Source organism: Zavarzinia sp., from assembly GCF_049306435.1.
GTDB lineage: Bacteria > Pseudomonadota > Alphaproteobacteria > Zavarziniales > Zavarziniaceae > Zavarzinia.
The window spans coordinates 1-16,922 of the sequence record NZ_JBAQRT010000239.1 but is presented as its reverse complement, the minus strand read 5'-3'; the positions used below and the strand labels follow the sequence as shown (position 1 = coordinate 16,922).

The 16,922-nt window shown below is 65.7% G+C and carries 20 protein-coding genes and 1 tRNA gene; 13 read left to right on the top strand and 8 right to left on the bottom strand.

Going from position 1 to position 16,922, the window contains the following annotated elements:
* Window positions 1-1,685 (bottom strand): FAD-dependent oxidoreductase (locus WAZ62_RS14040; RefSeq protein ID WP_422644158.1); only part of this gene is annotated, 1,685 nt, incomplete at its 3' end.
* A 194-nt stretch (window positions 1,686-1,879) separates the two neighbouring features.
* On the opposite strand from WAZ62_RS14040, the gene lepB reads away from it, so the two are divergent.
* The 4 genes from lepB (at window position 1,880) to WAZ62_RS14020 (ending at window position 4,797) form a co-directional block, all read left to right on the top strand.
* Window positions 1,880-2,629 (top strand): signal peptidase I, encoded by a 750-nt coding sequence (lepB, locus tag WAZ62_RS14035; protein ID WP_422644157.1) that lies wholly within the window; start codon window positions 1,880-1,882, stop codon window positions 2,627-2,629.
* The gene (gene rnc / locus WAZ62_RS14030) at window positions 2,626-3,297 is read left to right on the top strand and encodes a ribonuclease III (protein ID WP_422644156.1); all 672 of its coding nucleotides are present in this window, start codon (window positions 2,626-2,628) and stop codon (window positions 3,295-3,297) included. Before lepB ends, rnc begins: the two co-directional genes overlap by 4 nt.
* Complete coding sequence (gene era / locus WAZ62_RS14025; RefSeq protein WP_422644155.1) at window positions 3,294-4,220, top strand: GTPase Era; 927 nt, start codon at window positions 3,294-3,296, stop codon at window positions 4,218-4,220. Before rnc ends, era begins: the two co-directional genes overlap by 4 nt.
* 151 nt (window positions 4,221-4,371) lie before the next feature.
* A complete protein-coding gene (locus tag WAZ62_RS14020) occupies window positions 4,372-4,797 on the top strand; it encodes a hypothetical protein (protein WP_422644154.1) in 426 nt (141 codons plus the stop codon).
* Here the strand turns inward: WAZ62_RS14020 and WAZ62_RS14015 are convergent.
* Window positions 4,785-5,102, bottom strand: coding sequence for a hypothetical protein (locus tag WAZ62_RS14015; protein WP_422644153.1), 318 nt, complete (start codon window positions 5,100-5,102; stop codon window positions 4,785-4,787). The genes WAZ62_RS14020 and WAZ62_RS14015 overlap by 13 nt on opposite strands.
* Window positions 5,103-5,167: 65 nt before the next feature.
* On the opposite strand from WAZ62_RS14015, the gene WAZ62_RS14010 reads away from it, so the two are divergent.
* Window positions 5,168-6,208 (top strand): phosphotransferase, encoded by a 1,041-nt coding sequence (locus tag WAZ62_RS14010; protein WP_422644152.1) that lies wholly within the window; start codon window positions 5,168-5,170, stop codon window positions 6,206-6,208.
* Here the strand turns inward: WAZ62_RS14010 and WAZ62_RS14005 are convergent.
* A complete protein-coding gene (locus WAZ62_RS14005; protein ID WP_422644151.1) occupies window positions 6,205-6,858 on the bottom strand; it encodes a PrsW family glutamic-type intramembrane protease in 654 nt (217 codons plus the stop codon). The genes WAZ62_RS14010 and WAZ62_RS14005 overlap by 4 nt on opposite strands.
* 6 nt (window positions 6,859-6,864) lie before the next feature.
* On the bottom strand, window positions 6,865-7,788 hold the full coding sequence (locus WAZ62_RS14000; RefSeq protein ID WP_422644150.1) for a DUF2167 domain-containing protein: 924 nt from the start codon (window positions 7,786-7,788) through the stop codon (window positions 6,865-6,867).
* 412 nt (window positions 7,789-8,200) lie between these two features.
* Here WAZ62_RS14000 and gyrA point away from each other — a divergent pair, with 412 nt between their 5' ends.
* The 6 genes from gyrA to WAZ62_RS13970 all read left to right on the top strand — a co-directional run bounded on the left by gyrA (window position 8,201) and on the right by WAZ62_RS13970 (window position 14,424).
* The gene (gyrA, locus tag WAZ62_RS13995) at window positions 8,201-10,948 is read left to right on the top strand and encodes a DNA gyrase subunit A (RefSeq protein ID WP_422644160.1); all 2,748 of its coding nucleotides are present in this window, start codon (window positions 8,201-8,203) and stop codon (window positions 10,946-10,948) included.
* Window positions 10,945-11,457: a pantetheine-phosphate adenylyltransferase gene (gene coaD / locus WAZ62_RS13990; protein ID WP_422644149.1), complete on the top strand. Its 513-nt coding sequence runs from the start codon at window positions 10,945-10,947 to the stop codon at window positions 11,455-11,457. Before gyrA ends, coaD begins: the two co-directional genes overlap by 4 nt.
* 93 nt (window positions 11,458-11,550) lie before the next feature.
* Entirely contained in the window at window positions 11,551-12,048 is a 498-nt protein-coding gene (locus WAZ62_RS13985) for a peptidylprolyl isomerase (protein ID WP_422644148.1), read from the top strand.
* Window positions 12,049-12,116: 68 nt separating this feature from the next.
* Window positions 12,117-13,157 (top strand): tRNA preQ1(34) S-adenosylmethionine ribosyltransferase-isomerase QueA, encoded by a 1,041-nt coding sequence (queA, locus tag WAZ62_RS13980; RefSeq protein WP_422644147.1) that lies wholly within the window; start codon window positions 12,117-12,119, stop codon window positions 13,155-13,157.
* Window positions 13,154-14,281: a tRNA guanosine(34) transglycosylase Tgt gene (gene tgt, locus WAZ62_RS13975; RefSeq protein WP_422644146.1), complete on the top strand. Its 1,128-nt coding sequence runs from the start codon at window positions 13,154-13,156 to the stop codon at window positions 14,279-14,281. Before queA ends, tgt begins: the two co-directional genes overlap by 4 nt.
* 67 nt (window positions 14,282-14,348) lie before the next feature.
* A tRNA-Lys gene (locus WAZ62_RS13970) sits at window positions 14,349-14,424 on the top strand.
* 50 nt (window positions 14,425-14,474) lie between these two features.
* On the opposite strand, the gene WAZ62_RS13965 is transcribed toward WAZ62_RS13970, so the two are convergent.
* The 4 genes from WAZ62_RS13965 to WAZ62_RS13950 form a co-directional block, all read right to left on the bottom strand.
* On the bottom strand, window positions 14,475-14,651 hold the full coding sequence (locus WAZ62_RS13965) for a DUF1328 domain-containing protein (RefSeq protein WP_422644145.1): 177 nt from the start codon (window positions 14,649-14,651) through the stop codon (window positions 14,475-14,477).
* Window positions 14,652-14,688: 37 nt separating this feature from the next.
* Entirely contained in the window at window positions 14,689-15,003 is a 315-nt protein-coding gene (locus WAZ62_RS13960) for a hypothetical protein (protein WP_422644144.1), read from the bottom strand.
* A gap of 4 nt (window positions 15,004-15,007) precedes the next feature.
* Window positions 15,008-15,304, bottom strand: a complete 297-nt coding sequence (locus WAZ62_RS13955) for a hypothetical protein (RefSeq protein WP_422644143.1) — start codon at window positions 15,302-15,304, stop codon at window positions 15,008-15,010.
* A gap of 236 nt (window positions 15,305-15,540) precedes the next feature.
* Window positions 15,541-15,876, bottom strand: a complete 336-nt coding sequence (locus WAZ62_RS13950; protein WP_422644142.1) for a GIY-YIG nuclease family protein — start codon at window positions 15,874-15,876, stop codon at window positions 15,541-15,543.
* Between the two features lie 109 nt (window positions 15,877-15,985).
* Here WAZ62_RS13950 and WAZ62_RS13945 point away from each other — a divergent pair, with 109 nt between their 5' ends.
* On the top strand, window positions 15,986-16,546 hold the full coding sequence (locus tag WAZ62_RS13945; RefSeq protein WP_422644159.1) for a DUF2239 family protein: 561 nt from the start codon (window positions 15,986-15,988) through the stop codon (window positions 16,544-16,546).
* Between the two features lie 183 nt (window positions 16,547-16,729).
* A partial coding sequence (locus WAZ62_RS13940; RefSeq protein WP_422644141.1) for a hypothetical protein occupies window positions 16,730-16,922 on the top strand: 193 nt, incomplete at its 3' end.

Here is a 16,922-nt window from a genome sequence, read left to right as displayed (position 1 = left end):
TGCGGGAAACAACCAACGGCCAATCGTGATCGTCGACGCTGATGTCCATTCAAAGCTTGAATCACAATCAGCCAGAAAGGGGAATCCATTATCTTAGCGCCTATGGGCGAAGGCCGGGATCTCGATCCGGCAAGGGCGCCTTCTCGTCGCGAGGTCCCGGCCTTCGCCGGGACGACGCCGCTCGATATCGATTGCATCCCTACAGAATCGCGCCGTAACCCTTGAGGGCGGTGACCACGCCCGGCCGGTCGACGCCCTGCACCGCGACCTTGTCCTTGACCGCGTGGGCGGCGCAGATGCCGGCGGCTTCGCCCGCCATCATATAGGCCGGCTCCATCCGGTAGCTGCAGTTGACGACCCTCGTGACTGAAGCGCAGGGGCAGGTGATAGCGCTTGGCGCCCATGCCCGGGGTTTCCGCGGTATTGCTGCCTTCGATCACCAGTTCGCCATTCGGGCCTTCGAGGTTCTGCACCGGGTGACTGTCGTAGTCATACCCCCAGAGCAGCACGCCGTCGTCGAAGCGGGCGCCGGCATTGGTATCCGCCTGATTGAACTTGTACATGCCTTTCATCCGGCGGCCCTCGCGGATGTAAAGCTGGCGGGGCCAATTGTCGTTGTCGGTGAATTCACTGCGGGCGAGGCCCCAGGTATTGGTCGAATCCCGGAAATACTGCGGCACGCGCGGATCATTGCCGTAAAAATAGAGCCGGCCCGCCTGGTAGCGACGGTGGAAGTCGGTGATCGATTTCCGCCTGGCCCTTGTGCCGGTGGGATAGCCCCAGTTCTCGCCCGGCGCCTCGTCGTTGTTGCGATCGACCTTGTCGAGACCCGGCAATTCGCCGCCGGCATGAAGGCCGTCCCTGGTGAAGCCCTTGGCGAGATCAAGGAGATACCAGTTGGAATTATAGCCCGCGGGCTTTTCGAAGGGCCGGCGGTCGGCCGGATCGTCGGTCAGGCACAGGCGATAGTTGAAACCCATGACCGCCCGGTCGCCGGCGCCGATCGCCGTCGTCGGGAAGGGCTTGACCATGGGCATCAGCGCGCCCGACGCGGTGCGGACCTTGACCTTTGTCACCACCTTCTGGGCAAGGCCGAAGCCCGCCGTCGGCTCGCCGTATTTCTCCTGTCCGTCGCGGCCGTATTCATAGGAAACGCCCGCCGCCGCCATCAGGTCGCCCTCATAGCTGCAGTCGACATAGACGTCACCGACGAGATGGGTGCTGTCCTCGAGGATGATGTATTTGATACGATTGCCATCCATGTAGAGCGGATTGCGTTCCAGCGTATCCTGGGTGAAGACCGTCACTTCAGCGTCGTCGAGCAGGCCGCGATAATAGGATTCGGCGACATGGGGTTCGAATCGGAAGGCGGAGGGCAGGCCATAGGCCGTGCCCATGGCCTTGAAGAAGGCGCCGGTCATGCCGCCGATCGGCTGTTTCTCGTTGGCGTCGGCCCGGCTGAGGCCATTGGCGGTCATGCCGCCGATCGGATTGGGGCCGACCACCAGGGCGACTTTCATCCCCTCACGGGCCGCGGCACAGGCGGCGAAGACCCCGGCCGAGGTCGCGCCATAGACGACGACCTGGAAGCGGAGGTTGACGGCGAAGGCCGGGGATCCGGCCGCCATCATGAAGATTGTCGCGCCGGCCGAAGCCAGCAGCCTGCGCCGGTTGATCGTCTGCATGGTCTGTGCCTTTGGGTCTGCCTTGCCCACGGGATACATCCTAATCCCGCGGGAGGCGGGCCGCCGCTCTTTTCACGCCGCGCGCCCAGTTATCCCCCGCCATGTGCAAGCGCGATGTTGACAGGGAGCCGGGGTGGAGGCTTCATGCCGCGACTTTGGACGAGTGTGCGATGACAGTTTCCGGGGAAGACGTTATGAAAAAGGCTGGCCGGTCATCCTTCGTGGAGACCGTACTTACCGTCTTCTACGCGGTGCTGATCGCGATCGTGATCCGCACCGTGCTGTTCGAGCCGTTCAATATTCCGTCGGGCTCGATGCGGCCGACGCTGGAAGTGGGCGACTATCTCTTCGTCTCGAAATATTCCTACGGCTATTCCCGGTTTTCCCTGCCGCTCGGCCTCGATCTGTTCGAGGGACGGGTCATGGAACAGCCGGTGACGCGGGGCGATGTCGTCGTGTTCCGCAAGCCCGGCGACACCAGCACCGATTATATCAAGCGCATCGTCGGCCTGCCGGGCGACCGTATCCGCATGGTGGACGGCGTCCTGATCATCAATGACGTGGCGGTCCCGCGCGAGCGCATCGAGGATTACATCGAGACCCTGCCGAACGGCGGGATGCGCCGGATCGAGCAGTATCGGGAAACCCTGCCGGGCGGCGTGACCTATATCACCTTCAACGAGATCACCGGCGGCACGGCCGACAATACCGGCGTCTACGAAGTGCCGCCCGGGCATTATTTCGCCATGGGCGATAACCGCGACAATTCGATGGACAGCCGGATCAAGCCGGAACTCGGCGGTGTCGGCTTCGTGCCGGCGCAGAATCTGGTCGGCCGCGCGCGGATCATCTTCTTCTCCACCGACGGCTCCGCCGGGTTGTTCGAGCCGTGGAACTGGTTCGGCGCCATCCGCTATGGCCGACTGCTGCAAGTGATCCGGTGATCGCCGTCGACGGATTGATCGAGGCCCTGGGCCACCGTTTCGCCGACAGGGCGGTGTTGTCGCGCGCCCTGACGCACAAGAGTTTCGGCGCCGAGGTTTCGAACGAGCGGCTGGAATTCCTGGGCGACCGGGTTCTGGGCATGATCATCGCGGAAACCCTCTATGCCGCCCATCCGGGGTGGGAGGAGGGGGCGCTGGCGGTCCGCCTGAACGGTCTCGTCCGGCGCGAGACCCTGTCGCGCATCGCCGAGGAAATCGGCCTTGGCCGTTACCTTCGCCTCGCAAAGGGCGAGGACGAGCAGGGGGGAAGGGCCAAGCCGGCAATTCTCGCCGACGCGATGGAGGCGGTGATCGCCGCCGTCTATCTCGACGGCGGCCTGCCGGCGGCGCGCGGCGTCGTCTCGCGGCTGTGGGCCGATTATTTCGCCAACCGCGTCACTCCGCCCAAGGACGCCAAGACCGAACTGCAGGAATGGTCGGTCGCGCGGGGGCTGGGCCAGCCGCGCTATGAGACCGTGGGCCGCAGCGGACCCGATCATGCCCCCGTCTTCGTCGTCGCCGCGCTGCTGCCCGGCGGCCAGTCCGCCGAAGGGCGGGGCTCGTCCAAACGCATTGCCGAGCAGGAAGCCGCGAAGGCCCTGCACGATGCCCTGAAAGCCAAGACATGACCGAAACCGTCACTGAAGAAACCGCGGGCGGCCCGTCCCGTGCCGGCTTCGTCGCCATCATCGGCCCGACCAATGCCGGCAAGTCGACCCTGACCAACAGGCTGGTCGGCAGCAAGGTCTCGATCGTCACCCAGAAGGTGCAGACGACGCGGACCCGCGTCACCGGCATCGCCGTGCGTGGAAAGTCGCAGTTCATCTTCGTCGATACCCCGGGTGTCTTCGCGCCCAAGCGTCGGCTGGACCGCGCGATGGTCGCCGCCGCCTGGGCCGGCGCCGCCGACGCCGATCTGGTGGTCATGGTGGTCGACGCCGAACGGGGCATCGACGATGCGGTCGAGGCGGTGGTCGAGGGTCTGAAGGGCAGCGAGCGGAAATGCCTGCTGGCCCTCAACAAGATCGATCTCGTCAAGCGCGAGACCCTGCTCGAATTGGCCAAGGCGATGAATGATCGCCTGGATTTCGATGCCACTTTCATGATTTCGGCCAGCGGCGGCAATGGTTGCAAGGACCTGATGGATGCGCTCGAGGCGCGGCTGCCGGAAGGCCCCTGGCTGTTCCCGGAAGACCAGCTGTCCGAATTGCCGGAGCGGATGCTGGCGGCCGAGATCACGCGCGAGAAGATCTATCTCCGCCTGCATCAGGAACTGCCCTATTCGATCCATGTCGAGAGCGAGAGCTGGAAGGACCAGAAGGACGGCTCGGTCAGGATCGAACAGGTGATCTATGTCGAGCGGGACGGTCAGAAGGCCATCGTTCTCGGCAAGGGCGGGCAGACGATGAAGATCGTCGGCAGCATGGCGCGCGAGGAAATGGAGCAGGTCTTCGACCGCCGGGTCCATCTGTTCCTTTTCGTCAAGGTCCGGCCCAACTGGGCCGAGGACCGAGAACGCTACCGCGCCATGGGGCTCGACTGGCAGGACTGAACGGGCGCGAGGCCGGCATCTCGATCCGGCAGGGGCGGAATCGGCGGCTCCCGGGCCGCAAAGACGGGGTCGGCTCTTGACCCTTTGTTAACGATGGCATTACCTGCCCGAACGCCGTCCAGATCGGGCGGGCGCAGGAGGCTGTTGGCAGTTGAGTGGCGGAATCCCTTATCTGGGCTTGCTGGGCTATGTCGCCGCCGGGGTTGTCGCCGTTCTGCTGCTCTATGGCACGCTGAAACAGCCTGACTTCGTGGCGGTGCCCCGGCGTCGGCGGTTCCGTCAGGTCGTGGTGCCCGGCATGATCGTGTCTGAAGCGGTGGAGTTTCTGCGTCGGCCGCCCCGAGGCTTCAGCCTCTATCAGGTCGATGCCGACCATGGCATCGTCGTCTGGGAACAGGGGCCGACGCTGTTCTCCCTCGGGGCTTTTTATCCCTTCTATATCGATCCCAATCACCAGGGCATCCTGATCACCTGCGCGATCGAGGCGCGGACCCCGATCATCGGCATCGCCGCGCGCCGGCGCCTCGGGCGGGTCCAGCGTCAGGTGATCGGACTGCTCGGCGGCTATCCGGTGTGAGATGGGTCGAGGCCGAGGGTGGTCAGGATCTCGTCGACCGGGGTTTCGGCCGGGATGACCGTGAACTGCCCGGGGCGGCTGGCGAGGATCGTGGTCACGCCACCGCGCGGGCAAACGTCGAGGCACAGGGTCTCGACCACGCCGATCCTCGCGCCACTGTCGTCGAGCGTGCGGGACAAGGCCTTCGACAGATCCTTCTTGCCCGAGGGACCGAAACCACCCTTCAGCTTCCGCTCGCATTTGGCGCAGACGAGGATGACGTCGTCCCACCCGGTTCGCAGCGGCTTCTTCACATCCTTCGCCATGGTGTCCTTTCACCCCGCAGGCCCAGGGGCCATGATGTGTTCCCGTCGGAGGGATGACCAGCCGAATGCCGATGACTGACGATGCCCTGACCCTGGCCGCGCCCGCCGTGTCGATCGACGAGGCCACGGCGCTGATCCAGGCATACTATGGCCTCGCCGGCCGGATCGAGCCGATACCGGGTGAGCGCGATCGGAATTTCCGACTGACCGACGAGGCGGGCCGGGGTTTCGTCCTGAAAATGGCCAATCCCGCCGAGCCGCCGTCGATCACCCATCTGCAGACCGCCACCCTGGCGCATCTGGCGGCCCGCGATCCCGGCCTGCCGGTGCCCCGGGTGGTGCCGACGCGGGACGGGCGTCTTGAATTCGCCCATGGCGAGCCGCCCATGGTGACCCGGCTGCTGACCTATCTCGACGGCATATCCCTGCACGCCAGCCCGCCCTCTTCGGTGCAGGCCGGCCGCCTTGGCGCGCTGCTCGGCCGTATCGACCGGGCGCTCGCCGATTTCCGCCATCCCGCCATGGCGCGGGATCTGCTTTGGGATGCGACAAGGGTCGGTCAGGTGCGGGGGCTGCTGCCCCATATTGATGATGCCGAGGGGCGCCAGCTGGTCGCCCGGCAGATAGACCGTTTCGAGACCGAGGTGGCGCCCCGGCTGGCCGCCCTGCCGCGCCAGCTGATCCACAATGACCTCAATCCCCACAATGCCGTGACGCAGGCCGGCGATCCCGAGGCGATCGCCGGCATCATCGATTTCGGCGATGCGCTGGAAGCCCCCGCCGTCGCCGATCTGGGCACGGCGCTGGCCTATCAGATGGGCGGGGAGGCCGCGCCGCTCGAGCGGGCGCTGGCTTTCGCCCGGGGCTATCACGCCGTCCGGCCCCTGTCCGGGGAAGAGATCGCGGTGCTGCCCGACCTGATGGCGGCGCGCATGGTGCTGACCATCGCGATCACCCATTGGCGCGCCGGGCTTCAGCCTGAAAACAGCGCCTATATCCTGCGCAACAACCCGGGCGCCTGGGCGAGCCTGCGCCGCCTGACCGCCATGGCGCCGGGGCAGGCGGTGACGGAATTTCGCCGCGCCCTTGGGGAAGCGCCGACCTAGACCTGCGGCACCGGGCGCAAGCGCCGCAGGATGGCGAGGGCGACCATGCTGACGAGGGCGAGGGCCAGAAGAAAATGGCTGTTCCCGACCGGGGCGCTGATCAGCGCATAGTCGTAAAGCCCATGGGCGACCACCGAGAGCGTCAGCGCGGCCGCGGTCCATTCCATGCGCCCGCCGACGAGGTGGCGCGCGATGGCCCAGGCCGCCAGCACCGCGTTGAAGATGTGGAAGGGCGTCGCCGTCACGAGGCGGATCCACAGGACGTCAGGGCCGTAGGTGTGAAGATAGAGAAGGTTTTCGCAGGCCGCGAAGCCCGCGCCGACCGCCGCCGCCGCGATGACGAAGGCGCCATAGCTCGGGTCCTTGGCGTCGCTGCCCCTTGCATGGATCAGGGACAGTTTGATCGTCTCCTCGGTCAGGGCGATCAGGACGAAGGCGCGGAAGACATCGCCCCAGGCGGTGGAGAACACGCCGCCAAGGCGCGGCCACAGATATTCCTCGACGACGAGGGCGAGGAAAGCCCCGGCGGCGCCGGCCACGAAGGCCCCGATCAGGCCCCGTGACGGCGCGGTCACGCCATAGCGCCAGCGCAGCAGGGCAACGATCGCGAGCGGGCCGAGGAAGCCGGCGATGGCGGTGCCGGGCGTCATGCTCCGTCAGGCGCCCGTGCCATCGCCCTTGCCCCGGCCAAGGAAGCGCTTCACCGCGCCATAGCCGACCGCGATGGCACCCACGGCGCCGATCGCGATCACTTTCTTGAAGGCGATCACCAGGGCGATCAGGCCCTTGAAGAAGCCGGCCTTGGTCAGGATGCCGCCCGCGATCAACCCGGCGACGCCATAGGCGGCGGTTTCGTCGACGCTGGAATCGAATTCGGCGTAAGTGTTGCCCTGGTTGAAGTGGACCATGGACAGCAGTTCAGCCGCCTTGGCATCCACCATCTCGAACTGGGGCATGGCGGCGACGATGTTCAGCACGAGATAACCGCGCCGCCCCAGCACCCTGATCTCGTAGTTCAGGGTTTCATCCGGGCTGTCGCCGAAGCGCAGGCGCTTGGCCCAGAACAGTTTCTTGGTGGCGGCGTCATAATGGGGCTCGCGCGCCCAGCCCAGCACATGGACGGGGTCGTAGCCCTTGGCGACGCGCTCCTCGTTGGTCGCCTCGGACGACGATTGCATATCCCGCATGAGGGCGTCGTAATCGATGCCGGCGGCATCGCTGTCGTCGACATATCCGGCACTGTCATAGGACAGGATGACACCCCAGCCATCCGCCGACAGTGGATGGGGGGAAACCGGAACGATCACCCCGAGCACGCCTTCGACGGCCTCGGGCGGGTTGCTCCACAGCCGGGTCAGGAAGGTCTGGGAATCCACGATCCCCAGCGCCCGGAAATCGGGGGTGAGGGTGACGCCGGCCATGCCGCCCTGAAGATCGAAACTGCCCTCGATGAAATGAAGGCTCTTGAAGACTTCCTCCATCTCCTCCTGGGTCGGCATCGCCTGCTGGGCCCGTGCCGGCGCCGACAGAAGATCGAGGACCACGAACAACGTGGCGGCGAGGGCAAGCAGGCGGCGCATTCGAGGTCTTTCCCGAGGTTGAATGCAGCATCGTACAGGTTGTCATGATGGAGAAAAAATGAATTTATGATTGTCATCGAAGCAACTTTTGGCCAATCCCCCGGTGCTCTCCGGCGCGGGGGCGCGGCCCTTGGCGCGGGGTGATTCCGGCGATTCTGGAGGGGGCCGGGCGAGCCCCGCCGCGATGCCCGCGAAAAGCGGAAAATAACCATTTTAAATCAGATGGTTACGGACCGTTTTTTCGCTCTGGCAATGGGCCGTCCGGGCTTGCTACAGTCCCGTTACGGAAGAGGCCGCCGCGGCCATCCCAGACGCTGACCACCGGCGCAAACAGCAAGCATATCTCTTGAGCGAACCCAATTCCGCAGACCAGCCGGAGCCGCAGGACGCAGGTCCGCCGACCGGTGGTGGTCTGCCGCCCGGCGCCGTTCCCCCGCGTCACGATATCGTCCCCATCTCGATCGAAGACGAGATGCGTCGCTCCTATCTCGATTACGCCATGAGCGTGATCGTGTCGCGTGCATTGCCCGATGCGCGGGACGGCCTGAAGCCGGTCCACCGCCGCATCCTTCACGCGATGAACGAGAGCGGCTACGACTGGAACAAGCCCTACCGCAAGTCGGCCCGCATCGTCGGCGACGTCATGGGTAAATATCACCCCCATGGCGACAGCGCGATCTACATGGCCATGGTGCGGCTGGTGCAGCCCTTCTCCATGCGCCTGCCGCTGCTCGACGGCCAGGGCAACTTCGGCTCCATGGACGGCGACATGCCCGCCGCCATGCGTTACACCGAAATCCGCATGGGCAAGCCGGCCCATGCCCTGCTGGACGATCTCGACAAGGATACCGTCGACTTCCAGCCGAACTATGACGACAGCAGCAAGGAGCCGGTGGTCCTGCCGGCCCGCTTCCCCAATCTTTTGGTCAATGGCGCGGGCGGCATCGCCGTCGGCATGGCGACCAATATCCCGCCGCATAATCTGGGCGACGTGATCGACGCCTGCCTCGAATACATGGACAATCCCCATGTCCCGATCGAGCGGCTGATCGAGATCGTCCAGGCGCCGGACTTCCCGACGGGTGGCCTGATCATCGGCGGCGGCGGTGCCCGCCAGGCCTATCTGACCGGCCGCGGCTCGGTCCTGATGCGCGCGCGCACCCATGTCGAGGAAATCCGCAAGGACCGCTGGGCGATCGTCGCGACCGAGGTGCCCTATCAGGTCAACAAGTCGAATCTGCTCGAGAAGATCGGCGAGGAGATGCGCTCCAAGCGGATCGAGGGCATCGCCGAGCTGCGCGACGAATCCGACCGCGACGGTGTCCGCGTCGTCGTCGAACTGAAGCGCGACGCGATCGCCGATGTCGTGCTGAACCAGTTGTTCAAGCACACGCCGCTGCAGCAGAGCTTCGGCATCCAGATGCTGGCGATCGATCACGGTCGCCCGCAGACCATGACCCTGAAGCAGTTGATCCAGGCCTTCGTGAACTTCCGCGAGGAAGTGATCACAAGGCGCACCCGCTTCGAGCTGAACAAGGCCCGCGACCGCGCCCATGTCCTGGCCGGTCTCGCCATCGCCGTCGCCAATATCGACGAAGTGATCCGGGTCATCCGCACGTCGCCCGATCCGGCCGCGGCCCGCGAGGCGCTGATGAGCCGCGACTGGCCAGTGGGCGATGTCGATGCCTTGCTGCGCCTCGTCGAGGAGACGGGCCATGCCGGCGCGGTCGACGGCACCTATCGTCTGAGCGAGATTCAGGCCCGCGCCATTCTCGACCTGCGCCTGCAGCGCCTGACCGCCCTCGGCCGCGACGAGATCGAGGACGAGTTGAAGCAGCTGGGCGAGCGGATCACCTATCTGCTGTCGATCCTGCGCAGCCGCGACGTGCTGTTCGGCGTGATGCGCGACGAACTCGTGGCGGTGAAGACGGAATTCGCCAATCCCCGCCGCACCGAGGTCGTCGCCTTCACCGGCGATCTCGAGGACGAGGATCTGATCGCCCGCGAAGACATGGTCGTCACCGTGTCGCACACCGGCTACATCAAGCGCGTGCCGCTGACCGCCTATCGCGCCCAGCGCCGGGGCGGCAAGGGCAAGACCGGCATGGCGACGCGGGACGAGGATTTCGTCTCCCGCGTCTTCGTCGCCAATACCCATACGCCGGTGCTGTTCTTCTCCTCGCGCGGCATCGCCTATCAGCTGAAGGTCTGGCGCCTGCCGGAAGGTCTGCCGCAGTCGCGCGGCAAGGCGCTGATCAACATCCTGCCGCTGGCGCCGGGCGAGCGCATCGCCGCCGTCATGCCCATGCCGGAGGATGAGGAAAGCTGGGCCCGCCTGCATGTCGTCTTCGCGACGAAGAAGGGCAACATCCGCCGCAACGCCCTGTCCGATTTCGTCGACGTCCGCTCCAACGGCAAGATCGCGATGAAATTCGAGGGCGAGGACGCGGATGACGAATTGATCGCCGTCAGCCCTTGCGATGTCGAAAGTGAGGATGTTCTTCTCGCCGTCAGCAGTGGCCGGGCGATCCGCTTCCCCGTCGACGAGGTGCGCGAATTCGCCAGCCGTCATTCGACCGGCGTGCGCGGCATCCGTCTCGACGAGGGTGACCGTGTCGTCGACATGGCGCTGATCTCCCATGTCGAGGCGACGCCGGCCGAACTGCGCGCCTATCTCAAGGCCGCCAAGGCCAGCGACGAGGAGGGGGCCGACATCACCCCCACCGAGGACGAGGACGAAGGCGAGGACGGCACCGAGGTCACCCTGAGCGACGAGCGTTTCGCCGAATTCGCGGCGAAGGAACAGTTCCTGCTGACCGTGACCGAGAATGGTTACGGCAAGCGGACCTCGGCCTATGAGTATCGGCTGACCCGTCGCGGCGGCAAGGGCATCATCGCCATCACGACCAGCGCGCGGAATGGTGGCCTCGTCGCCGCCTTCCCGGTCACCGATCGCGATCAGGTGATGCTGGTGACCGATGGCGGCCAGGTGATCCGCTGCCCGGTGCACGATATCCGGCTGGCCGGGCGCAATACCCAGGGTGTTACCCTGTTCCGTACCGCCGACGGCGAGCGCGTGGTGTCCATCACCCGTCTCGAGGACGCGATGGACGAGGAAGAGGAAGGCGCCGAAGCGCCGGACGAGGGGGGCGAGGCATGAGCCGCGTCGGCGTCTATCCCGGCACCTTCGATCCGCCGACCCTCGGCCATTTCGACATCATCCGGCGCGGCGCGAAACTCGTCGACCGGCTGGTGATCGGCATCGGTGTCAATCCCGGCAAGTCGCCCCTGTTCGGTTTCGAAGAGCGGCTGGAAATGATGGGCGAACTGGTCGCCGGCCTGTCCGGGGAGCCGGGCGCTGGCGAGATCGCCGTGGTGCCCTTCAAGGGCCTGGTGGTTGATTTCGCCCGGGATCATGGTGCGACCGTGCTGCTGCGCGGCCTTCGCTCCGGCACGGATTTCGACTATGAATTCCAGATGACCGGCATGAACGCCACCATGGCGCCCGAAGTCGAAACCGTGTTCCTGATGGCCGATCTCGCCCATCAGGCGATTGCCTCCAGTCTGGTCAAGGATGTCGCCCGATTGGGCGGCAGCTATGGCGCCTTCGTGCCGGCCATCGTGGCCGAGAGGCTGCGCCTGAAGCTGGAAAGTCTGAAATCCGCCTGAGTTATTTCCTCTGTGTTGGGACCTTTACCCAAGACCTTCGGAAGGAGTTGGGGTATGAAGCGCCTGTTTGCAATTCTATTAGCGATGTTTGCCATGACCTCTGCTGCCGCTGCCGCCGATCCTGAAAACACCCTGCTGCTCCAGCTCAAGGATGGCACCGTCGTCATCGAGCTGCGACCGGATCTCGCGCCGAACCATGTCGCCCGGATCAAGGAATTGACCCGCCAGGGCTTCTATGACGGCATCGTCTTCCATCGCGTGATCGAGGGCTTCATGGCCCAGACCGGCGATCCGACCGGCACCGGCTCGGGCGGCTCGGGCAAGAAGGTGAAGGCCGAATTCTCGAACGCGCCCTTCGGCCGTGGCACGGTCGGCATGGCCCGCTCGCAGAGCCCGGATTCGGGCGACAGCCAGTTCTTCATCTGCTTCCAGCCCTCGCGCTTCCTCGATGGCCAGTACACGGTCTTCGGCCAGGTGGTCTCGGGCATGGAATTCGTCGACAAGATCAAGCGCGGCCTCGGCCAGTCCGGCTCGGTGCCCGCGCCCCAGGACACCATCGTCTCGATGAAGGTCCAGGCCGACGTGAAGTAAACCTGCCGTCACGGCATGTCGCGATGGCCGGGCATGTCCCGGCCATTGTGCATTTTGAAGACCTGTCCATGAAAGTCGCCGATTTCGATTTCGACCTGCCGCCGGGGCTGATCGCGGTCCGCCCGGCCAGCCCCCGCGAATCCGCCCGCCTGCTGCGGGTGACGGAAAGCGGCATGGCCGATCTGACCATCGATGATCTGCCGGGCCAGCTTCGCGCGGGCGATCTGTTGGTGCTGAACGATACCAAGGTGATCCCGGCCCGGCTGGAAGGCACGATCGGCGATGCTCATGTCGAGTTGAACCTGATCCGCGCCGTGGATGACCGGACATGGGAGTGTCTTGCCCGGCCCGGCCGGCGCTTCAAGCCGGGCGTGACGGTCGTCTTCGGCGACCTGACGGCCAGGGTGCTGATCAAGGACCCGGAAGGCACCATCACCCTCGAATTCGACCGCGCGGGGCCGGAATTGATGGCCGCGCTCGATATCGTCGGCACCATGCCCCTGCCGCCCTATATCGCGCGGAAACGCGCACCCGATGCCCAGGACCGGACCGATTACCAGACCGCCTTCGCCGCGCGGGAAGGCGCCGTGGCGGCCCCGACCGCCAGCCTGCATCTGACGCCCGAACTGCTGGCCCGGCTGGACGCGCTGGGCGTGGAGCGGGCGATGGTCACCCTCCATGTCGGCGCCGGGACCTTCCTGCCCGTGAAGGTCGAGGATACGGAAGACCACAGGATGCATGCCGAATGGGGCGAGGTCGGCGCAGGCGCGGCCGAGGCGATCAATCGCGCGAGGGCCGAGGGGCGCCGTGTCGTCGCCGTCGGCACCACGGCGCTGCGCCTCATCGAAAGCGCGGCGAGGGGCCGCGACAAGGTCGAGCCCTTCGCCGACTGGACCGACATTTTCATCACGCCGGGTTTCCGCTTCCGCGCGACCGACCTGCTGATGACCAATTTCCATCTGCCCAAATCGACGCTGGTCATGCTGGTGTCGGCCTTCGCCGGTTTCGACCGGACCATGGCCGCCTATGACCATGCCATCGACAAGGGCTATCGTTTCTATTCCTATGGCGATGCCTGCCTTTTCGACCGTGTGGAGCCCGATGCATGACCGCCGTTGATTTCGGATTTTCGGTGGAGGCGCGGGACGGCATGGCCCGGGCCGGCCATGTCCGCACCGCGCGGGGCGTGATCCGCACCCCCGCCTTCATGCCGGTCGGCACGGCGGCGACGGTGAAGGCGGCAATGCCCGAGACCGTGCGCAAGGCCGGAGCCGATATTCTCCTCGGCAATACCTATCACCTGATGCTGCGCCCGGGGGCGGAGCGGGTGGCGCGCCTTGGGGGCCTCCACAGGTTCATGAACTGGCCGCATCCCATTCTGACGGATTCCGGCGGCTTCCAGGTCATGTCCCTGTCGTCCTTGCGGAAGATCACCGAGGAGGGGGTGACCTTCCGCTCCCACCACGACGGCAGCAGCCATGCCATGTCGCCGGAGCGCTCGATCGAGATCCAGCGCCTGCTCGACAGCGATATCGCCATGCAGCTCGACGAATGCGTCGCCCTGCCGGCGTCGCGCGACGAGACGGCGCGGGCGATGGAATTGTCCTTACGCTGGGCCAAACGCTCCAGGGATGCGTTTCTCGCGTCCGCGCCGCCGCCGGGCCGGGCCATCTTCGGCATCGTGCAGGGCGGCACGGAATTCGACCTTCGCCGCGCCTCGGCCGAAGGCCTGGTCGAGATCGGCTTTCCCGGCTATGCCCTCGGCGGTCTCGCGGTGGGCGAGCCGCAGCCGGTGATGTTCGAGACCATCGCCGCGACGACGCCGCATCTGCCCCAGGATCGCCCACGCTACCTGATGGGGGTGGGCAAGCCGTCCGACATCGTCGGCGCCGTCGCCCGGGGCATCGATATGTTCGATTGCGTGATCCCGACCCGCTCGGGCCGTAACGGCCAGGCCTTCACGCGCCAGGGCACGCTGAACATCCGCAACGCGAAACATGCCGAGGATCAGGGGCCGCTGGATAGCCATTGCCACTGCCCGGCCTGCCGCGATTATTCCCGCGCCTATATCCACCATCTGGTGAAATCGCAGGAAATTCTGGGCGCCATGCTGATGACCGCCCACAACCTGACCTATTATCAGGACCTGATGGCCGGCCTGCGCAGCGCGATCCGCCGCGGTCGCCTGACGGCTTTCGTCGAAGCCTTTGACGGCGGGGGCAGCGACTATTGACCGGGAGGGGTGCTTTTCCTATGGTGCCCAGCCGCCGCGGCGTGTGATTCTCCGCCCGGGACAGCGTGAGCCGGTAGCTCAGTCGGTAGAGCACGTGACTTTTAATCATGTGGTCGCGGGTTCGATTCCCGCCCGGCTCACCAATCCTGTCCTCGGATCAGCGCGGCGACTTCTCTTCCGACAGGCGGCCGCTTCACAGGGGCGGGCGTCGCCCGCGAATGGCACCCGCCAGGGCGCTGATCAGGAACAGGGCGATCGCGACGAAGAAAATGATCTTGGCGATGCCGATCGCCGTGCCGGCGATGCCGCCGAAGCCGAGTACGGCGGCGATGATGGCGATGATCAGGAACGTCAGGGCCCAGTTCAACATGATCTGTCTCCTTTGATGGGGAAGGTGGGTGTGGTCGTCAGCGCCGGGCGGATTCGGCGATGCCGGCCAGGGTCGACAGGACGATCGCGGCCAGGGGATGCTCGGCCGCGAGGCTGACCAGTTCGTCCATCTGGGACGACGCGGGGGACGCTGGTTTGGCGGCGCGTTTCCGCTGGCCCCAGGGCACCATCAGCAGGCCCGCGAGAGCGATAGCGATGGCCCCGACCACCAGGGCCGCCAGCGCCGGCTCCAGTGACGGGATCAGTGCCAGGAACAGGCCCCAGCCGGCAAAACCGATCCCGGTCGCCAGCAGGAGGGCCGCGGCGAAGCCGAGGGCCAGCCGGGGCACCATGGGCTTAGCGCCGGCGCAGAAAGGTGGCGCCGATCAGCGCCCCGATGCCGACGGCGATGCCGCAGGCGAGGGCGGGCCGTTCCTGCACGGCGCGGGCGAACTGGTCCGCCCCGGCCTTCACGGCACGCCCGGCCTGATCGCTGACGTTGCGAACTTCCTCGGCGGCGGCGGCGGTGCCATCGCGACCGGTCTGGCGCAGGGTGTGGGTCAATTCGGCGAGGTTATCGCGCAGGCTGTCGAGATCGGCGCGCAGCGCGGTCATTTCGGAAGTGGCGCCGTTGCCGGAAGATTGATGGGGCATGGGTTCATCCTTTCTCGTGTTGGGGGGGGGCGGGCGGAAATGCCCGGTCTCGGAAAGGGCCCGGGCGGATACGCCGCGTCGGGTGCTGTCCGCCATCGTGGTGGCAGGGTGAAATTTTCAGGGTCGGGTGAGGACCCGTGAAATGCGTCTCGATCCGGTCCCTTTATAGTAACACGGGAAGCGGCAATATTGTTCCCGGTTTGGTTCGGCTGTTACCTACGGGTCCATCCCCTCCTTCAGATCGGCGCGGCCCCCAGTTCGGCGCACCAATGGGCGAGGCGGTCCTTCAGGATCCGGTCGCGCACATAGGAAACCTCTTCCTGTTCAACGGATTCGATGATTTCGAACGTGAAATTCTCGGGTCCGTGGCTATTCCACGCCGCCTGCAGCGCCCGGTGCGGCGTGTTGCCCTGACGCAGGGTGAACCACAGGCGGTTCTTTATGCGATCGAGGTCCAGCGCCCGGCCGAACCATCGCTGCCCGGTCGCCTGGCAGCGCAGGCCGTAGATACCGGAACGCGCTTTGCGCTCCTTGCAGGCGGCGATCGCCGCCCGTCGTTCTTCCATCTTCATGTCCATCCGGCTCCATCGCAAAGGGCCTTGCAAAATATGACCCGGGTAATATTGTGGCAAGGTATTTTATCCGGGTATAAAAATGAGCATGGTGGAAAGAACCGTGGCCATGATGACGGCCTTTGACGGAGCGCGCCTGTTGGCCAGGGGGGCGCCGCCGGATATCGCGGTCAAGCTGCGGGATGCGGTCGAGGCAGGGGCGAAGGGGCCGCTGCTGGTGTTCGACGACGTGACGGGCAAGGTTGTCGATATCGATCTTCGGGGCGACGCCGACGAAGTCAGGGCGCGATATTCGGTCGCCATCGAGGCGGGCGGGCCGGGCGAGCCCGAAAGATCGCGCGGGCGTCCGCGCCTTGGGGTCATCGCGCGGGAAGTGACGCTGCTGCCCCGGCATTGGGAATGGCTGGCGACGCAATCGGGGGGCGCCTCGGCGGTTCTGCGCCGATTGATCGACGAGGCACGCCGCAAGGAGGGCGATGAAGGCCGGATGCGATCCGCGCGGGAAGCCGCATGGCGTTTCATGATGGCGATCGCCGGGGATTTGCCCGGCTTCGAGGAGGCCTCGCGCGCGCTTTTCGCCGGCGACCAGAGCCGTTTCCGGGCGGAAGCGGCCGCCTGGCCACCGGATATCCGCGCTCACGCCATGTGCCTGGCCTGGGGGGATGACTGATCGCCTTCGCCGATGCGTTGCGCGAGGGGCTTTCATTTCATCGATTTTTGAGCTGATTCCGGCGCTAAATTGCCCTGAACATCGAGATAAGTCCTGCCAATGGGTGGTTTTTCTCGCCAGTGGAGTCAGCGCTGGTGTATCTCTATGGCTATTATGATTCGTCTGTCGCAGGGGGCAGTTGGTATGTCGTCGACCCGCATAGCCTACTTGGCTTTGACTGTGGCGCTCGGCTTGCAGGCTTGTTCTTTTTCTTCCAAGCCTGAGAGTGCCGTTACCGATGCTAAGCCGGCGGAGCCGGCGCCGGTCGCCGTCGCGGCCGTGCCGGAGAACATTGGCCCGATCGTGCCCGGTGGCCCGCCGATGCCCAGCCGCAAGC